Here is a 15654-nt window from a genome sequence, read left to right on the forward strand (position 1 = left end):
TCTTTCCGGATATAAGAGAATACGTAGTACAACTTATAAGATGAAGGAGAGTAAGTTGTCACAAGTTAAGAAATCCCTACCGTTGAAGCTGGGAGCCAGCCTGATCGGCGGAGCCACACTGATTGTGTGCGTTGGAGCTTTGACGCTTCCAGCGCGTGCAGCAGTCTCGAATTGCGGCGATGAAAATACAATTGCTGATTGCGTTCCTGACGAACACCTGGCTAACGCCATTGCTGTAGGTTTTAATAATGGTGATCCGATAGGCGCAAGTACCACACACAAAGTGGGCGAAGTCAAAGTCAAGGATAATTTGGTTGTGGATGCGCACGGTTCGCAAATCTACGATCTTAGGGGACTTGGAACTTTTGATCGGATTACGGAACTGGATCTGCAAGACAACCAAATTCGTGATTTAAGTGAGCTCGCGAACCTCCCCGACCTGAAGACACTAGATTTGTCTAGGAATCATATAAATAGTAATTTGTCAGAAATTGGGGCAAAGGACAAGCTTGAGAGCCTCAAGATTAATTCCGACGGAAACTATCGGTTGAGGGATATCTCGGCTATCGGCTCGTTTAAGAGATTGACCGAGTTGGAGCTAGTGGACCAGAAGATTTCAGACGTAACTCCGCTCAAGGGACTGTCTCTGCTGAACAGGCTCATCCTGTCAGATAACAAGATCGTCGATGTCTCTCCATTGGGTTCTTTGAACAAGCTCCAACACCTTGACTTAAGCAAGAATCAAATTAAGGACATACTTCCTATAAGCGGTCTGACAAGTCTATCCGCTACTAATGGATTGGATGCAACAGATCAGGATGTCACTATAACCCCTCGTCATGAGTATAATAAGGATGCCGATTGGGTTATTGATGGGATCAAGGTAAATTATTATGGCGATGTTTACGCAAAAATTGAACATCCTAGGATCAATCAAAGTGCTGAGGATATCGATTCTAGTAAGGTAAGAATTCCTCTGAATAACAGTAAGATTTCATTCCTGGCACCTGCCAAGTATCGGAGTGTTGAGTTCACTTTTGGTGGACCTGTTAGCACAAACCATAACGTCACACTTGGTACCTTCTCTGGCAAGGCCATTCAATATGCAAGCGTAGTGAAGAGACTCTCTGGCAATGTCAGATATGACACTATGGGTGCAATTCTGGATGAGTCGAATTATCCACAGAGGGGCACAGTTATTGTGGCGTCTGGTGAGAATTTCCCTGATGCACTGGCTGCCTCTGGTCTGTCGGGCAAACTGAACGCTCCTGTTGTGTTGACTGATACATATCAGCTTTCTGCTCGCGCAGATGGTCAGCTGACACGTTTGCGTCCTACCAGGGTGATTGTGGTAGGAGGTCCATCCGCTGTGTCTGATGGTGTTGTCGATCAGATTGCCAATAGGGTAACGGCCCCCAGTGAGGCTGATGTTGTCAGAATCGCAGGTGCGACTCGTAGGGATACTGCCAATGAGATTTTCGCTCAAGCCGACAAGCAGCATGCTAAGGGTCAGCCTGACCAGGATTGGAATGCTGATACTGCAATCATTGCTACAGGCGACAACTTCGTTGATGCTCTGTCCATCTCCTCTGTAGCAAGACAGAAGAAACTTCCTGTCTTTCTGAGCGGTCAGGATGGTCTTGACGCAAACACGGTGAAGGCTATCAAGGATCATGGCTTTACGAATGTCATCATTGCTGGTGGATCACAAGCGGTTCCGCAGTCTGTCGTAAGTCAGCTGAAAGCTGCTGGAGTTGATGGACCCAATATTCAGCGCATCGGTGGAGCAACGAGGTATCAGACTTCGCTGCAAATTGCCCAATACCAGAGGCAATTCTATGGTGCAAGCCTGAAGAGCCCTGTGTTTGCTACGGGTGAGAATTTCCCTGATGCTCTTGTTGGTGGTGTCTTTGCAGGTCAGAAGAACAATCCGATTGTGTTGGTTAGCCCAGATACTGCAGTAAATACGGATGCTCTTAACTGGATCAAGGCTACTAGCAAGAATAGGCCCCGTGGCTTCAATCCTGACACCGATTTCGCATACGTTCTCGGTGGGCTTGATGCAGTAAGCGCAGAGGTTTCAGAACAGATTTCTTCAATCTTGGGAGACTGAGTTCAGTCTGCTTATGGTTGAGAACCTCTAACCAGATAGGCTAAAGGAATTCCCAGCGACGAAAGTCGTTGGGAATTCCTTTTTAGTGAGATTATAAGTTAAGAAAAGGCTATATTCAGCGTGGATAAACTAGTTGTTGGTACGCAACTGAGAGTTTTTATGTCATTCTGTTGACACTATTGTGCAATGTGAGAACATCATGTTTTGTGTTCTTTGTAGCTTATAGATTTGTGATAACCTCCACGCACCCGCGTAGGGTGTGTGTAGATAAGGCTCTACAAAGTAGACTATATCTGTGTTAATTAGTGTAGCTGTAATAGCGGAAAAAATGCGAGTTGTAATTGTGAGATTGAGCAAAAGCGTGGCTGCTCATTTTATAATAAAATCAATTTATATTGAACTTGATAATGTTAATAATCTACCATGCATTTGAATAGCTAAAGCAACGGTGAATTGTTTTAATGATTGTTTAGTGCCTAAATAGAATATGGATTAGCGGACTATGAGAACTAACTCGTAGATGGTCAGTCTTTTTCAAAAAGAAATTCCATTACGCTAGTTTAGGTTTCAGATCCTCAACCAAAGATATAGATGGGGGGGGGGATCTTATTCTCTGCTAAGTTAAACGCAGATTCCGGATTCTGAAAAAATTTGCTGGAAAATAGAGTGTAGTATCGATCATTTAAGCTTAGAACAATGACGTTCGGCAAAATTACGAGGTGCTTACAGGTGGAGACAGATCTAGCGGAGCAAAAAAGAGCACGGGTTGAATGGTCGAGTAATGCAGTGTTTTCCCTTAAAAGTCATAGACACCATTCAAGACTGTACTGGTCTTACTGCCTGGGTCTTTTACTTGCCTTTCTCATTGTTGTAAGTTGGTTACCTAAAACTTGGAGCATGTGGAACCTGCCTATCCAGGCTATTGATGCGCCCTCGCACTATTACTTCATTCGGAAGCTTACGCAGAACGGGTTGTCGGTCGTGTGGGAGCTTAACCCCAATGACAGTTTTTATCCACCTCTGTTTCATGTTTTAGTCTACGTATTGCTTAGTGTATCGAGCTGGTTGGGGATCCAGATCAATGTATTTACTGGACTTAATTTGATATGGCTTGTAACCTCGGGTCTTCTTTTTCCCATGGGTATGTTGCTGTGGTGCTCTTATTTTTATTCAGATGCATCAAAGAGATGTCAGGTCATCCTTAATATTGCAGTACCAGTGCTATCCGTGGTATCGGTGGCCCAGCCCTATTGGATGTTGAACGCCGGACCTCTTATTGCTTATGGGCTTGCTACCTCGATCCTGCCTTTTCTGATGTATTCCAGTCTTAGGTTAATGGATGCAGTCACTATACAGAGCGAACGCACAGTTGCTCACGTACTCCGTTGGTCTCTGCTGACAATTGTTCTCGTCTTGCTTATGTTATTGGCTCACCCTCGAGTTGCATTTACCTATTTGGTCTTCATAGGTCCTTTTATACTGGTGAAGATGTCCAAAAGAGACATCGTCTGTTTCATGCTCTGTATATTGGTGGCAGCTGGGCTTTTCTTTGTCTATGTCTCTCACCGTGATCACGGCAAGGATTACCTGCATCCTTCATCATGGTTCCATACCTTTCGTCCTACCAGAAGTCTTGGCAATGCGGTGAAAACAGTGTTGACTGACGCAATTCCGGGCCTTGCAGGCATCTTTATGGCAATTTTGGTTTGTATATGTTTTATTGCAGTCTTGTTGCTTTGCGGGGAGCGTTTTCGTGATGCACTTGCTGTGGACGGAGCATTTCTTCTTACTGCTTTGATCTTCGTTTCCAGTTCTGCACTTACTGGGCCTGTGGCCAACGTGATCACTGCTGCCTGGTACCGTGGCGAGACTCGGCCCCTGACCATGATACCTTTGGCGGTTGTTCCCCTGCTGGCCTTTGGCCTGCGTTGCCTTCTTGAGTCTCGTCCTGTCAGAAGCCTGAAGACGCAAGCTCTACTCCGATCAGTTTCACCGCAGGTTCAACTCTCGCCTGTCGGTGTGATCACGGTGTTGCTTCTGGTCGTAGTTTTGGTGTTCTGCTCGTGTTTTGAACCAGCAAAAAAGCAATTGTCAGCCATAGTCGCTGGTAGCACGGATATCGAAACGCAAACTCCAGGGGAGCAATTGAGCCACGATAAATACCATGCCTTGAAGAAGGTGCACGAGTTAGTGGAAGACAATGCTGTAGTGGTGTCTGACCCCTTGAATGGCTCCATGTATGGAATGGCTCTCTACGGAATGGATATGCTGTATCCGGTATACAACCCCATGGATACGAAAAATGGCCAGGTGTTTGGAAGGGTGGAGCGTGCATTCGCCTCAGGTGATTCCGAACGCTTGCTGCATACGGTGTGCCCTGTCGTGACCAGCTATAAGGCAAAGAGCCAACCTGAAGAGAGGAGCAACAAGTACTTTTTGACCATGGGTCCACAATCTCCAAGCCTGCGTATGTTCACCTACAAGGCGCAGTACTATCCCTTCCATGACGACCGTTTGATCAATGAATATGAACAACGGGGAACACTGGTAAAAATCAGTGCCCTTGATTCTCCCAATGAGCCGGGCAGTCAATGGAATCTATATCGATTCGCATGCAGATGAGCAATCTATGCGTCTTATATTTTTAGGGCTTGAGAGGTAGTTGTCGGTTATAGGATTGGGATGCATACGAACAGTGTGCCTTGCACTGCTGCTGAAAGAAATCAGACGCTGCCGACCTTCTTCACAGAAGGACCGGCAGCGTCTGGATTGAGCTAGTGCCGACCTTCCACTGCCCTGGCTACCGTTTTCAAGATCTCGCGACGGGCGCTGCCGATCGGGGCGATAGGATCTACCAGCCTGCGGAGTCCATTGTCCTCAGCAATCACGCGTTCATGCTGTGCCACCTGTATCTGATTATGGGAGGATCCAGACAGGTGTTGTATCAGGCTCTCGTAGAAGGGGGTCTGTCTGGCGTAGGACCAATACACGTCAGCCAAATCACAACTGGCATCATTCCACGGTTTTATGAATCCAGCGTAGTGAATAATCCTTGGCTGCTTACGGGACTTGAGGTAGTCGCGGTAGGCATTGGCTGGTGCATGGCTGAATATACGCTCCAACCTGGTGTCACAGTCATGTATCACGTTCCATGACCAATCCAGATAAGTCACCCGGCCCTGGCACTGGGCATTCAGAACATCCTGGTCGTTGTAAATAAACCTGGAATTCGAGGACAGCCTCAGCCATTCCGGCAGGGAGTGGAGCTTTCGCATCTCAGCAGTGTTCAGCAACAGTACGCCTGCCTGGAAGTAGGAATAAGGATCCCGCATGCCTAATACCTGCCTGCTGTAGCGCAACCGCTTGCCATCCTTGTTGTTCAAGTTGCCCAGGTAATCGATATCGTGGATAGCCGCTAAGAGATCAGTACCCAGATTTGTGTTGTAGAGTTCTGCAATATCGTCGTTCACTACCAAGTCTGAATCCAGATACAAAACCTTGTCATAAAAAGGCAGGACGGTCTGGATGATAAAGCGGTAGTAGGTTTCGATGCTGATGTGCTGGTTGGAGGTTGTCAGGTGGCAGCCGGCAATTTCACGTTCCACATTCACGAAGCGCAAGGTGATGTTGGGGGAGGACACAAGGAACTTCCTCACGACCGCCTTATGCTGTTTGCTGATGTCCCTTTCCAGAACGACAATATCGTAGTGATACTTGTCTGATGCGTTTGACAGCAGCGAGTATATGGCTGTAGTCAGCATGGGGACATAGGCGTCGTTGGCCGCGAAGACTACCGGAATGATCTCTTTTGCATTGTCGGCAAGTTCAAGAGGCCTGCAGATCGTCTGCTGTTCTGGGCGGGTAAAATGAACGCATTGCAGCTCTTTGATACGCAATGTGGGCTTGATCCGGCGCTGGTGAATAAGCCAGATGTTGAAAAGCCGCTCGGCCAGATGGCCCGGCGTGCGCAGACCCTCCTGGCTGTATGCGGACATGTCGGTGCTCCGCTCGAATTCGTCGAGTATGGGGAACAGCCACTGGCAGTAGGCAAAGAAGAGGTCCTTGCGCATAATAAACATATTGCAGAAGCAGGAATAATGCCCGTGCAGATACTGCTTGACGTCATCGCTATAGTCAGGGTGCGACTTGATGACGATGGCGCATACCTTTTGCAGATCCTTCAGGTACAAGTCCGGTGCGGCCCTGTACAGAGCCAGCGGGCTGCCCCAATTGTCGATAGTTGTTCGAAGGTCCTTGATGCCGGTGGTGATAACGTCATAGCCTTTGACAGTTGCGGAGATAGTCGCGTCGTCCAGGCCATATCGTTTGATGGCGGCATCGTCGATATAGTCATCCATGATTTCCCCGTAAGGGTTCTCCCTGTGGGTGTCCTTGGAGAAATCGAAGTATCGACGGTAATGACAGAACCCGTAGTAGTCGGCGTCGACGTTTTTCCATGCCCAATACTGCGTGGTGAGTTCGCAGTATCTGAGGTTCTTCTCTGAGATGTTAATGCCGTCATCATCGTGCAGGGTATTCTTCATCCTTGCCTTTTTAAGGCCAGGGCCTACCTGCACGGGTTGCAGGATCTCGGACTTGGGGATGTCCACTTTTTTATGCGTTGTTACGAAAATCCTGATGCGCTGTCGGTCATAGGCATCAAGCGTCTGTCGGGCCTGGAGATCGCTCAGATGTTCATTGGCCTTGCTGCGCATGCTTTGATAGCGTTCAAGCTGCAGAGGGGGAGCAGAGTTCACAAATATCCCATCTGCTACGGCCTTCCAACCCCACAGCGGGTCTGTATCATCAATGGCGGATTGCTGATGAAGAAAGTCATATGCTCTATCTCGAATAAAGCGATAGATCTCCCTGCCGGTGATAGCGGGGCCGAAAACGTCGCTCATAGCATGGGCGGCCTCGGTCTTATGCGCATCATCGATGCGCAGCAACCAGTCATTGGCCAGTATCTCTGTGCCCTTATGCTCGAAGCCCAGGGCGCATTTCTGCAATATGGCTGAGTGCTGGCTGTTGGCGAAATCATAAGCAGCTGCAAAGTTTGATTGGAATTCCCGGCAATATCGTGCATACAGCTTGGGGGTAATCTGTGCGGTGCCGCTGATTCCACGGCCATAGTAATAGCGGTATCCCCTGCATTCCTTGATCGGCTGATAAGACTGCGCAAGCGCTGAGGTGACAAAACACTCGTACCCATCCTGGGAGCGGCCTAGGCGATTGTCGGTCATGGCGGCAAAGGCTTTCTTGAGCAGATCCGTTTTATAGAGCCGCTGGGTGAACCGCCAGTCAACCTGTTGTCCGCGGTCTTCATCAAAAATATCGCGAACGATATCGAGGCCCTGGCTTGGCTTGGTGGGTTTGTTGTTAAAGTTCTCGAAATCTTGCCGTTCTTTGTCCAGGGTGCCGTTCGCTGCAATCGCAGTGATGCCAAAATGCATGATGTCAGCAGGGTGAAGGTCTATGGCTTCTGACAGCTTGCTTAGCATGGAAGGTGCCAGGGCATCGTCGCCATCCAGGAAGAAGGTATATTCACCCTTGGCTTCTTGTACACCAGTGCGTCTGGTCAAATGGGTGCCCATATTGCTGGGGTGCTCCACCAATCGGATTCTCTCGTCTTTGCCGGCTGCTTCCGCTGCAACGGCCGCCGTGTTGTCCGTACTTGCGTCATTGATGACCAGAGCTTCGAAGTCCTTGTAATCTTGTGAGCTGATGCTGGCAAGGCATTCCGGAAGGTACCTGCCCACGTTGTAGGCGGGAATTACGACTGAGATCTTTGGCATATAGCTGGCATCTCCTTGTATAGCTAATCGAGGGCGACGAAGTCTTTACGTATCTTACCTGGATGCCGCAATAGGCTGGAGCATAACCATTGAATATTCAGCTGGATTACACAACTGGTTCCCTGGCACTTTCAGTATGGAATGAACTGTAGACTGTTAGGTATGAAAATAACGATCGTAGGTACTGGCTATGTCGGTCTGTCCTTGGCCTGTCTGTTGTCGCAGCACAATGAGGTGCGAGCTCTGGATGTTCTGAAGGACAAGGTCGATGCCATCAATCAAGAGCGTTCGCCCATCAAGGATCCTGAGATCAGTGCTTTTCTTGCTTCCGGAAAATGCAACCTGCGAGCCACCCTGGATTCTGACTGGGCTTACGAGGAGCCGGATTACATTGTTCTTGCCACTCCGACCGATTATGACGAGGAGCGCAATTACTTTGACACCTCATCAATCGAGCATGAGCTCCAGAGGTTGGATGAACGGCAGACCCAGGCCTGCATCGTCATCAAATCGACGGTTCCGGTAGGGTATACCGAGACCATATGCAAGCGTTATCCGCAATTGCGCATTGTATTCTCACCCGAGTTTCTTCGCGAGGGGCATGCGCTTGCCGACAACCTGCATCCGTCGAGGATTGTCGTTGGTATACCTGCCGACCATATGCAGGACTGGAGGCATTATGGTGAGCAGTTCGCTCAGCTGCTCCAGCAGGGCGCTGAGGATGACGGAGTTCCTTGCCTATTGCTCCGAGCCACAGAGGCAGAGGCCATCAAGCTCTTCTCAAACACCTATTTAGCACTGAGGATTTCGTACTTCAACGAAATGGACACCTACGCCGACGTTCGCGGCTTGGACACGGCACAGATCATCAAGGGCGTGTGCCTGGATCCCCGGATTGGTGATTACTACAACAACCCATCATTCGGATATGGCGGGTATTGCCTGCCCAAGGACTCCAAGCAGTTGCTGGCCAACTACAAGGATGTGCCGCAGACCCTGATCAAAGCCGTGGTTGAATCCAACGATACACGCAAGCGGTTCATAGCGGAGCAAATCGCCTCTCGCAAGCCCAAACTGGCTGGAATCTACCGGCTGGTCATGAAGAAGGATTCGGATAACTTCCGTGCAAGCTCCATCCAGGGCATCATGGAATACCTGGATAGCCTGGGTGTGGATTTCATCATTTACGAGCCCATGGCTGCCGATAGTTTCGCCGGGCATAGGGTGACCCATGATCTCGATGAATTCAAGGCCTCATGTGATCTGATTGTGTGCAACCGGATGACTGAGGAATTGAACGATGTGGCAGACAAGGTCTATACCCGCGATTTGTGGCATCGAGAGTAAAAGCGGTCAATTGCCTATGCGCAGCATCAGGACGCATTCCAGGTGCAAAACACTGCTGTTTACGCTTTGTGCAGTATGACTCGCAGCAATGATTTGACGCGGGAGCGCCTCTTGGAGCCGATCGGCAGTATTTTGTCGGCATACTGCCTAAGAGGGCTGTCTTCGGTAATAAGACGTTTATGATGTCCGGTCGAAAGAGATCCGGTCTTGGTCATGATCGCCAGTATCTGGTGGAAAAGTGGGGAGTGCCGGACGTACAGCCAATACCAGGTGGATAGGTCACACCAAGGATCCAGCCAGGGCTTGTCGAAGCCGGCATAGTGAACAATATAGGGCTCCTCACGGGCCTGCGCATATTCCTTGAACGCCTGTGCAGGCGCATACCGAAAGACCGTTTCGACACGGTCGTTGCAATCGTGCAGTACGTTCCACCGACCGTCAAGGAACCTGACCTTTCCCTGGCATTCCATGTTGAGTATGTCTTGATCGTTGTATATATAGTGAGGGTTTGCTGCCAGCCGCATCCATTCGTTGGTGGTGTGTATTCTTCGGAGAGCCTTCAGGTTCATCACCAGCACCCCGGCCTGGAAGTATGTATACGGATGCTTCAGATGCAACACATTGCGGGCGTATTGCAGACGCTTGCCATCGGAATACCCCAGGTTGCCTAAAAAGTCCAGATCTTTGACTGCTGCTACAGCGTACTGGCTGACGTTGGTATCGTAGAGCTCGGCTATGTCTCGGTTGACAACCAGATCGGAGTCCAAATACACAACCTTGTCGTATTGAGGCAGCACCTCCTGGATCAGGAATCGGTAATAGGTTTCATTGCTGATAAAACCGTTATTGGTCGTCAGAGCCCTGCCAGCCATACGCTGCCGTACATTAAGGAAATGCAAAGAACACCAGGGGTATTTTGCGAATATCCCTGTAAGGATCTTTTTATTTTCCTTTGATATATCCTGCTCCAAGACAATGATGCGGTATCGACGATTCGCTGATGAATTGCGTAGTATGGACGTCAATGTCGTGGCCAGCATAGGCACATAGGCATTGTCAGCCGCCAGTACCACGGGTACAGCCTTGTCCGTTGCGCCTGCAGGTTCAGCGGTTTCCTGAGCATCGGGATAACGGAAGTGCACGCATCCCAGTTGCTTGATTTTCCACTTCCCGATGGTGCGTTGATGATGGCAAAGGAAAATGTTAAGCAGCCTTTCGGCCAGGTGTCCTGGCGTTCTCATGCGTTCGATGTCGGCCGTAGATGCATCCCATATGGCCGTGAACTTTTGCAGGAGCGGAAACAGCCACTGGCAATATTGGCGGAAGATTCCTTTCTTCATTATGAACATGTTGCAGAAAGAACCCTTGTCGCCGTGCAATACAGTATCCGCATCCTGCTTGTAGTCAGGGTAATTCTTGCAAAGGATTTCATACATGAGGCGGAGGTCGCCGACTCGCAGGTGATCGTTGCCTGCATAATGCTGGATCAGCGAATGATACCCCCCCATGGCTTCAACATTGTTGACGGGAGAAGTAATGACATCCCAGCCGGTCACCTGGCGCTTGATGGATTCATCATCCAAGCCATACCGCCGTGCAGCGGCCTCGTCGATGAAGTCGTCCATGATTTCGCCGTAGTCGTTGGCCTGGTGGGGCACGCCGCTGAAATCGAAGTAGCGACGGTAGTGGCAGAATCCGTAGTAATCGGCATCGACGTTTTTCCAAGCCCAATATTGCGCAGTGAGCTCGCAATACATGGCATTGAGCGAAGAAATCGAGTCTCCGCTGTCGTCGTGAAGCATATGCGGGAGCTTTTCCGGTGCCTGCGCTGTTCCGACTTGCAGGAGACTGATCGCATCGCATTGCGGGACTGCAACGCGTGTACGGGTGGCTACATAGATTTTTATACGCTGCCCGTTTTGCCTGTCCTCGTTATTCATGCCGAATAAGACTCCTCGCTCGGTGGTTGGTACTTATGTTACTTCCCAATTGTGGGCTTCCTGTTTATATAAGGTAATAACCGCTGCCTTGCAAGAGGTTCCCTGCGATAATGAGCCTTTGCGCTATTGGACGAGTTCAGTAGAATAGGAGTTTTGTGAAAGCTTCTTTAAAGCGACTACAGCAAAGGTATCGCTACTCGTTTATCGTTTTCAAAGAGTTGGTGAAGACAGATTTTCAACTTCGGTACCAAGGGTCCTTCCTGGGTGTACTGTGGTCGGTTCTCAAGCCACTGATGCTGTTCTGCGTCATGTATGTGGTCTTTGTGAGATTCCTTCATTTCACAGACGGAACGCCCACATTCCCCATTGTTCTGCTTTGCGGCACCTGCCTGTGGAGTTTCTTCTCGGAAGCCACCAGCATGGGGCTGCAATCGATTGTCAACCGTGGAGACCTGCTGCGTAAGGTTCATTTTCCTACATACATCATCGTAGCGTCAGTTACGATGGGGTCCATGATCAGCCTGGCCATCAACCTGGGCGTGGTCATCGTTTTCGGGCTGTTCACTACGGCTCATTTCACATGGAGGATTCTCTTAGTCCCCCTCAATGTTTTTCAGCTCTATATCCTTGCCCTGGGCATCGCCATGATCCTATCCACGATGTTCGTTTATTATCGTGATATCGCCCATATTTGGGAAGTGGTTCTTCAGGCTATGTTTTATGCTGTTCCCATTATCTACCCGCTGTCCATGGTGCAAAAGAATTATCCTTTAATTGCAAAATTCATGCTGTTGGATCCCGCAGCCCAGGTCATCATGGACGTGCGTCATAATCTCATTTCTCCTGAGAATGTGCCCACTGTTTGGACCCTGTACGGCAATAAGCTGTTTGCTTTCATTCCTTTGCTATTGACAGTTCTTATTTTCATGTTCGGCCTGTATGTATTTCGGTCGCATAGCAGAAAATTCGCGGAGGTTCTGTAATGCAAGATGTTGATCAGTTTGATGATCGGCCAGTCGTGCTCTCTGTTGACCATGTGGCCAAGTCTTTCAGGTTGCCAACCGAGCAGGCCACTGGCTTAAAGCAGGCTTTCATCAACTGGACCAAGGGAATCAAAGGGTACAGAGAGCAGGTCGTCCTCAAAGACATCAACTTCCAAGTCCATCAGGGTGATTTCTTCGGCATCGTGGGAAGAAATGGCTCGGGCAAGTCCACCCTGCTGAAAATCATCTCGGGCATATATGTGCCGGAACACGGCAGTGTGGATATTCAAGGCAAGTTGGTGCCGTTCATCGAGCTTGGCGTGGGTTTCAATCCTGAATTGACCGGCCGGGAGAACGTTTTTTTGAATGGCGCGCTTCTCGGCTTCTCTCATGACCAAGTAGCAGCCATGTACGACGAAATCGTCGATTTTGCCGAGCTGGGTGAATTCATGGATCAGAAGCTGAAAAACTATTCCAGCGGCATGCAGGTCAGACTGGCCTTTTCCGTGGCCATCAAGGCACAAGGCGACATTCTGGTGCTTGATGAGGTTTTGGCAGTCGGTGATGAGGCCTTCCAGCGTAAATGCGATAATTTCTTCACTGAAATCAAGAAGGATCCGACCAAAACGGTCATTCTCGTTACGCATAGTATGGATTCCGTCAAGAAATACTGCAACAAAGCCATCCTGATCCGTGACGGCGAGATCGTGGTTTCTGGCGATAAGAATGATGTTGCCAGCCAGTACACCTTGGAGAACCTCCAAGCTGGGCAGAAAAAAACGGAAAAGAAGGTGGAAAAGGAGAAGCAGACCCATGAGCCGGGACTGAGCGATCAGGTACCTATCTTTAGGGTCTTGCCAGTATCGCCTCAGCTGCTTACCTGTGACGACACCTTTAAGTTCGATGTGGAGTATGACTATCGGGGCGACAGCGACTTCTACATACCCATGTCGGTCATGGATACCGGTCGGGGAGGGGTCCCCTTCGATTGCGGAGCCCACTTCCACGTCAATGCCCCAGGGCATCATCTGGTTCATTTTTCCATGCCGCTCAAGCTCTTTAATGATGGGAACTTCCGCATCATTGCCTCTATGCGGATCATCCCTGACGTTACTAACCTTTCCAACTACGACCAGCTCGCTTTCACCAGCGATGAGAACGCCTGCGATTTTGTAGTGCGCAATCATGGCACTACCAATTTTGCAGGCCTGATCAACGACAGAAGCATGGAGATCGTCCGTACTGGCATGGAGGACATGGATTGACGGATAAGGATGAAGTTGCCAGCCTTCTTGTCACCGGAGGGGCAGGTTTTATTGGCTCCAACTTCGTTCGATATCTTGCCCGAGTGAATCCGCGGGCGAAGGTCGTTGTTCTGGATAAGATGACCTACGCCGCCAACCCGCATAATCTGGATGGTTTGTCGCGCAAGCCCATAGTGATCAGGGGTGATATCTGCGATTCATCTTTGGTCGAGCAAATCGTCAAGCAGCATCATATTAATGGAATCATCCATTTTGCAGCGGAATCGCACAATGATAATTCCATTAGAGATGCTGCTCCCTTTATTCATACCAACATTTATGGCACCTACGTTCTTCTGGAGGCCGCGAGACGCCATGACCTGCGCTTTCATCATGTATCTACGGATGAGGTCTTTGGCGATACATCCGTTGAGGATGTGACGAGATTTGATGAGAACAGTCCCTATCGTCCATCGAGTCCGTATTCGGCGACGAAGGCGGCATCTGATCATCTGGTCAGGGCCTGGTGGAGGACTTACGGCACCAGAGTGACCATAACAAACAGCTCAAATAACTATGGTCCATTCCAGCACGTGGAAAAGTTCATTCCCCGGCAAATAACCAATATCCTGACGGGTCACAAGCCCAAGCTGTATGGCCAGGGCAAAGATGTTCGGGACTGGCTAAGCGTAGAGGATGATTGCAGAGCCATCTGGCACGTTTACTGTCGGGGTCGTTTGGGGCAGACCTATCTGGTTGGAGCGGATAATCGCCTCAGTAATCTCGCTGTGGTTCGGATGATTCTGGCAATGATGAACCGGCCTCTTGACGAAGTGGAGTTTGTAAGGGATAGGCCGGGAGCCGACAGAAGATACGCTATTGATGCCTCAAAAATACGGCGCGAGTTGGGGTGGAAGCCTCTTCAGGCCGATTTCGCCAAGAGTCTTCAGGCCACTATCGAATGGTACAAAAGGCATGAATCGTGGTGGATGCCTGCAAAACAAACGACGGAATTGCGGTATCGGCAAGAAGGCCACTGAAATCCTTGACCCAAAGACCCGAATCCGATGATGTCAACCTGCCAGGTTGTCTGGCACGATAGATAATATATGGCTTATCTGTCTATGTATAAGTTGCATAGCGGGTTGATGTGCTACACCCTCCTGTCACGGAAGGCCCGTGACCTGTAAGTCCAAAGGAGGTGGGTGATGTCTGCGCATAAGTATGAATTGATGTTCATTGCCGATCCGGCCATGGATGAGCGCTCGCTGAAGAAGCTGACCGACCAGTATCTCGAGGTGGTCACCAAGGAAGGCGGCTCTGTCGACAATATCGATGTCTGGGGCCGTCGCAAGCTAGCCTACGAGATCGACAAGCACAAGGAAGGCAACTACGTGGTGGTTGAGTACACCTGCGAGCCCTCCGCCAGCGCCGAGCTTGATCGTGTGCTGAACCTGAACGAGTCCGTCATCCGTACCAAGATTCTTCGCAAGGACGACAAGTAAGCAAACAGCAAAAGGACGTCGAAGCGTCGAAGGTCCAAGGGTGCGGGATTCGCCCCAACAGGCTCATTCCCAAATCCTCACTCCGAGGAAAGGTCGTGACATGGCGGGAGATACATACATCACCGTGGTGGGCAATCTCACTGCGGATCCGGAGGTGCGTACGACCTCCAATGGAGGCACGGTGGCCAACCTGACCATCGCGTCCACGCCCAGGCAGTTCAACAGGAACTCGGGGCAGTGGGAGGACGGCGACTCGCTCTTCATGCGTTGCTCGGCCTGGGATTCCACCTACAGTCCCATGGCCTCCAACATTCAGGCCAGCCTGACCAAGGGCATGAGGGTGATCGCTCAGGGTCGTCTGGTGCAGCGCTCCTATCAGGATCGTGAGGGCAACAACCGCACGGTCGTGGAGCTGCGTCTGGACGAGATTGGACCCGCACTGACACGGAACACCGCCCAGGTCACCAGGAATGCCAACACTGGTGGCGGAGGATCCCGTGGTGGTTTCGCCGGCTCCAACAACGGCGGATACCAGGGTGGGGCTTCCTACCAGGGCGGCGCCGGCGCGGCATCGGCCCCCATGGGTCGTCAGCAGCCAGCGCAGAGCCAGCAGGCCCCTGCTCAGGATCCCTGGTCATCGACCGGGTCCGGCGATTCCTTCGGATCCTTCGGGTCCACCGGTGAGTTCGGTGGTTCCGGGGACGAACCCGAATTCTGAAGTTTCATA

The 15654-nt window shown here is 50.2% G+C and carries 10 protein-coding genes; 8 read left to right on the forward strand and 2 right to left on the reverse strand.

All coding sequences use genetic code 11. The features are described from left to right. Positions 1–55 precede the first annotated feature (55 nt). Together DKK74_RS01055 and DKK74_RS01060 are read left to right on the forward strand one after the other, a co-directional pair. Positions 56–2113 carry a cell wall-binding repeat-containing protein gene (locus DKK74_RS01055; protein ID WP_181414850.1) on the forward strand — a complete coding sequence of 686 codons (2058 nt, stop codon included), beginning with the start codon at positions 56–58 and terminating at the stop codon, positions 2111–2113. A gap of 729 nt (positions 2114–2842) precedes the next feature. Beyond that, positions 2843–4735, forward strand: coding sequence for a DUF6541 family protein (locus DKK74_RS01060; RefSeq protein WP_146210521.1), 1893 nt, complete (start codon positions 2843–2845; stop codon positions 4733–4735). A gap of 152 nt (positions 4736–4887) precedes the next feature. Here the strand turns inward: DKK74_RS01060 and DKK74_RS01065 are convergent, their stop codons facing one another. After that, the gene (locus tag DKK74_RS01065; RefSeq protein ID WP_110412385.1) at positions 4888–7908 is read right to left on the reverse strand and encodes a DUF4422 domain-containing protein; all 3021 of its coding nucleotides are present in this window, start codon (positions 7906–7908) and stop codon (positions 4888–4890) included. A 162-nt stretch (positions 7909–8070) separates the two neighbouring features. Between DKK74_RS01065 and DKK74_RS01070 the strand changes: the two genes are divergently transcribed. Next, entirely contained in the window at positions 8071–9255 is a 1185-nt protein-coding gene (locus tag DKK74_RS01070) for a nucleotide sugar dehydrogenase (RefSeq protein WP_110412386.1), read from the forward strand. 59 nt (positions 9256–9314) lie between these two features. On the opposite strand, the gene DKK74_RS01075 is transcribed toward DKK74_RS01070, so the two are convergent. After that, positions 9315–11195: a DUF4422 domain-containing protein gene (locus DKK74_RS01075; RefSeq protein ID WP_110412387.1), complete on the reverse strand. Its 1881-nt coding sequence runs from the start codon at positions 11193–11195 to the stop codon at positions 9315–9317. Between the two features lie 155 nt (positions 11196–11350). Between DKK74_RS01075 and DKK74_RS01080 the strand changes: the two genes are divergently transcribed. From DKK74_RS01080 to DKK74_RS01100, 5 genes are all read left to right on the forward strand, one after another. Further along, complete coding sequence (locus tag DKK74_RS01080; RefSeq protein ID WP_046322381.1) at positions 11351–12178, forward strand: ABC transporter permease; 828 nt, start codon at positions 11351–11353, stop codon at positions 12176–12178. Then, positions 12178–13443 carry an ABC transporter ATP-binding protein gene (locus DKK74_RS01085; protein ID WP_110412388.1) on the forward strand — a complete coding sequence of 422 codons (1266 nt, stop codon included), beginning with the start codon at positions 12178–12180 and terminating at the stop codon, positions 13441–13443. Before DKK74_RS01080 ends, DKK74_RS01085 begins: the two co-directional genes overlap by 1 nt. Continuing rightward, the gene (gene rfbB, locus DKK74_RS01090; RefSeq protein WP_110412389.1) at positions 13440–14462 is read left to right on the forward strand and encodes a dTDP-glucose 4,6-dehydratase; all 1023 of its coding nucleotides are present in this window, start codon (positions 13440–13442) and stop codon (positions 14460–14462) included. The genes DKK74_RS01085 and rfbB overlap by 4 nt, the downstream gene beginning before the upstream one ends. A gap of 168 nt (positions 14463–14630) precedes the next feature. Continuing rightward, positions 14631–14927, forward strand: a complete 297-nt coding sequence (rpsF, locus tag DKK74_RS01095; protein WP_015021308.1) for a 30S ribosomal protein S6 — start codon at positions 14631–14633, stop codon at positions 14925–14927. Positions 14928–15027: 100 nt separating this feature from the next. Then, on the forward strand, positions 15028–15645 hold the full coding sequence (locus tag DKK74_RS01100) for a single-stranded DNA-binding protein (RefSeq protein ID WP_029677658.1): 618 nt from the start codon (positions 15028–15030) through the stop codon (positions 15643–15645). Positions 15646–15654 lie beyond the last annotated feature (9 nt).

The organism is Bifidobacterium asteroides (genome assembly GCF_003202755.1).
Lineage (GTDB): Bacteria > Actinomycetota > Actinomycetes > Actinomycetales > Bifidobacteriaceae > Bombiscardovia > Bombiscardovia asteroides_F.

Bases quoted from the DNA above. Each gene is read 5' to 3' on its own strand.
- DKK74_RS01065 (WP_110412385.1), bottom strand. From the start codon at position 7,908: ATGCCAAAGATCTCAGTCGTAATTCCCGCCTACAACGTGGGCAGGTAC.
- DKK74_RS01070 (WP_110412386.1), top strand. From the start codon at position 8,071: ATGAAAATAACGATCGTAGGTACTGGCTATGTCGGTCTGTCCTTGGCC.
- DKK74_RS01075 (WP_110412387.1), bottom strand. From the start codon at position 11,195: ATGAATAACGAGGACAGGCAAAACGGGCAGCGTATAAAAATCTATGTA.
- DKK74_RS01085 (WP_110412388.1), top strand. From the start codon at position 12,178: ATGCAAGATGTTGATCAGTTTGATGATCGGCCAGTCGTGCTCTCTGTT.
- rpsF (WP_015021308.1), top strand. From the start codon at position 14,631: ATGTCTGCGCATAAGTATGAATTGATGTTCATTGCCGATCCGGCCATG.
- DKK74_RS01100 (WP_029677658.1), top strand. From the start codon at position 15,028: ATGGCGGGAGATACATACATCACCGTGGTGGGCAATCTCACTGCGGAT.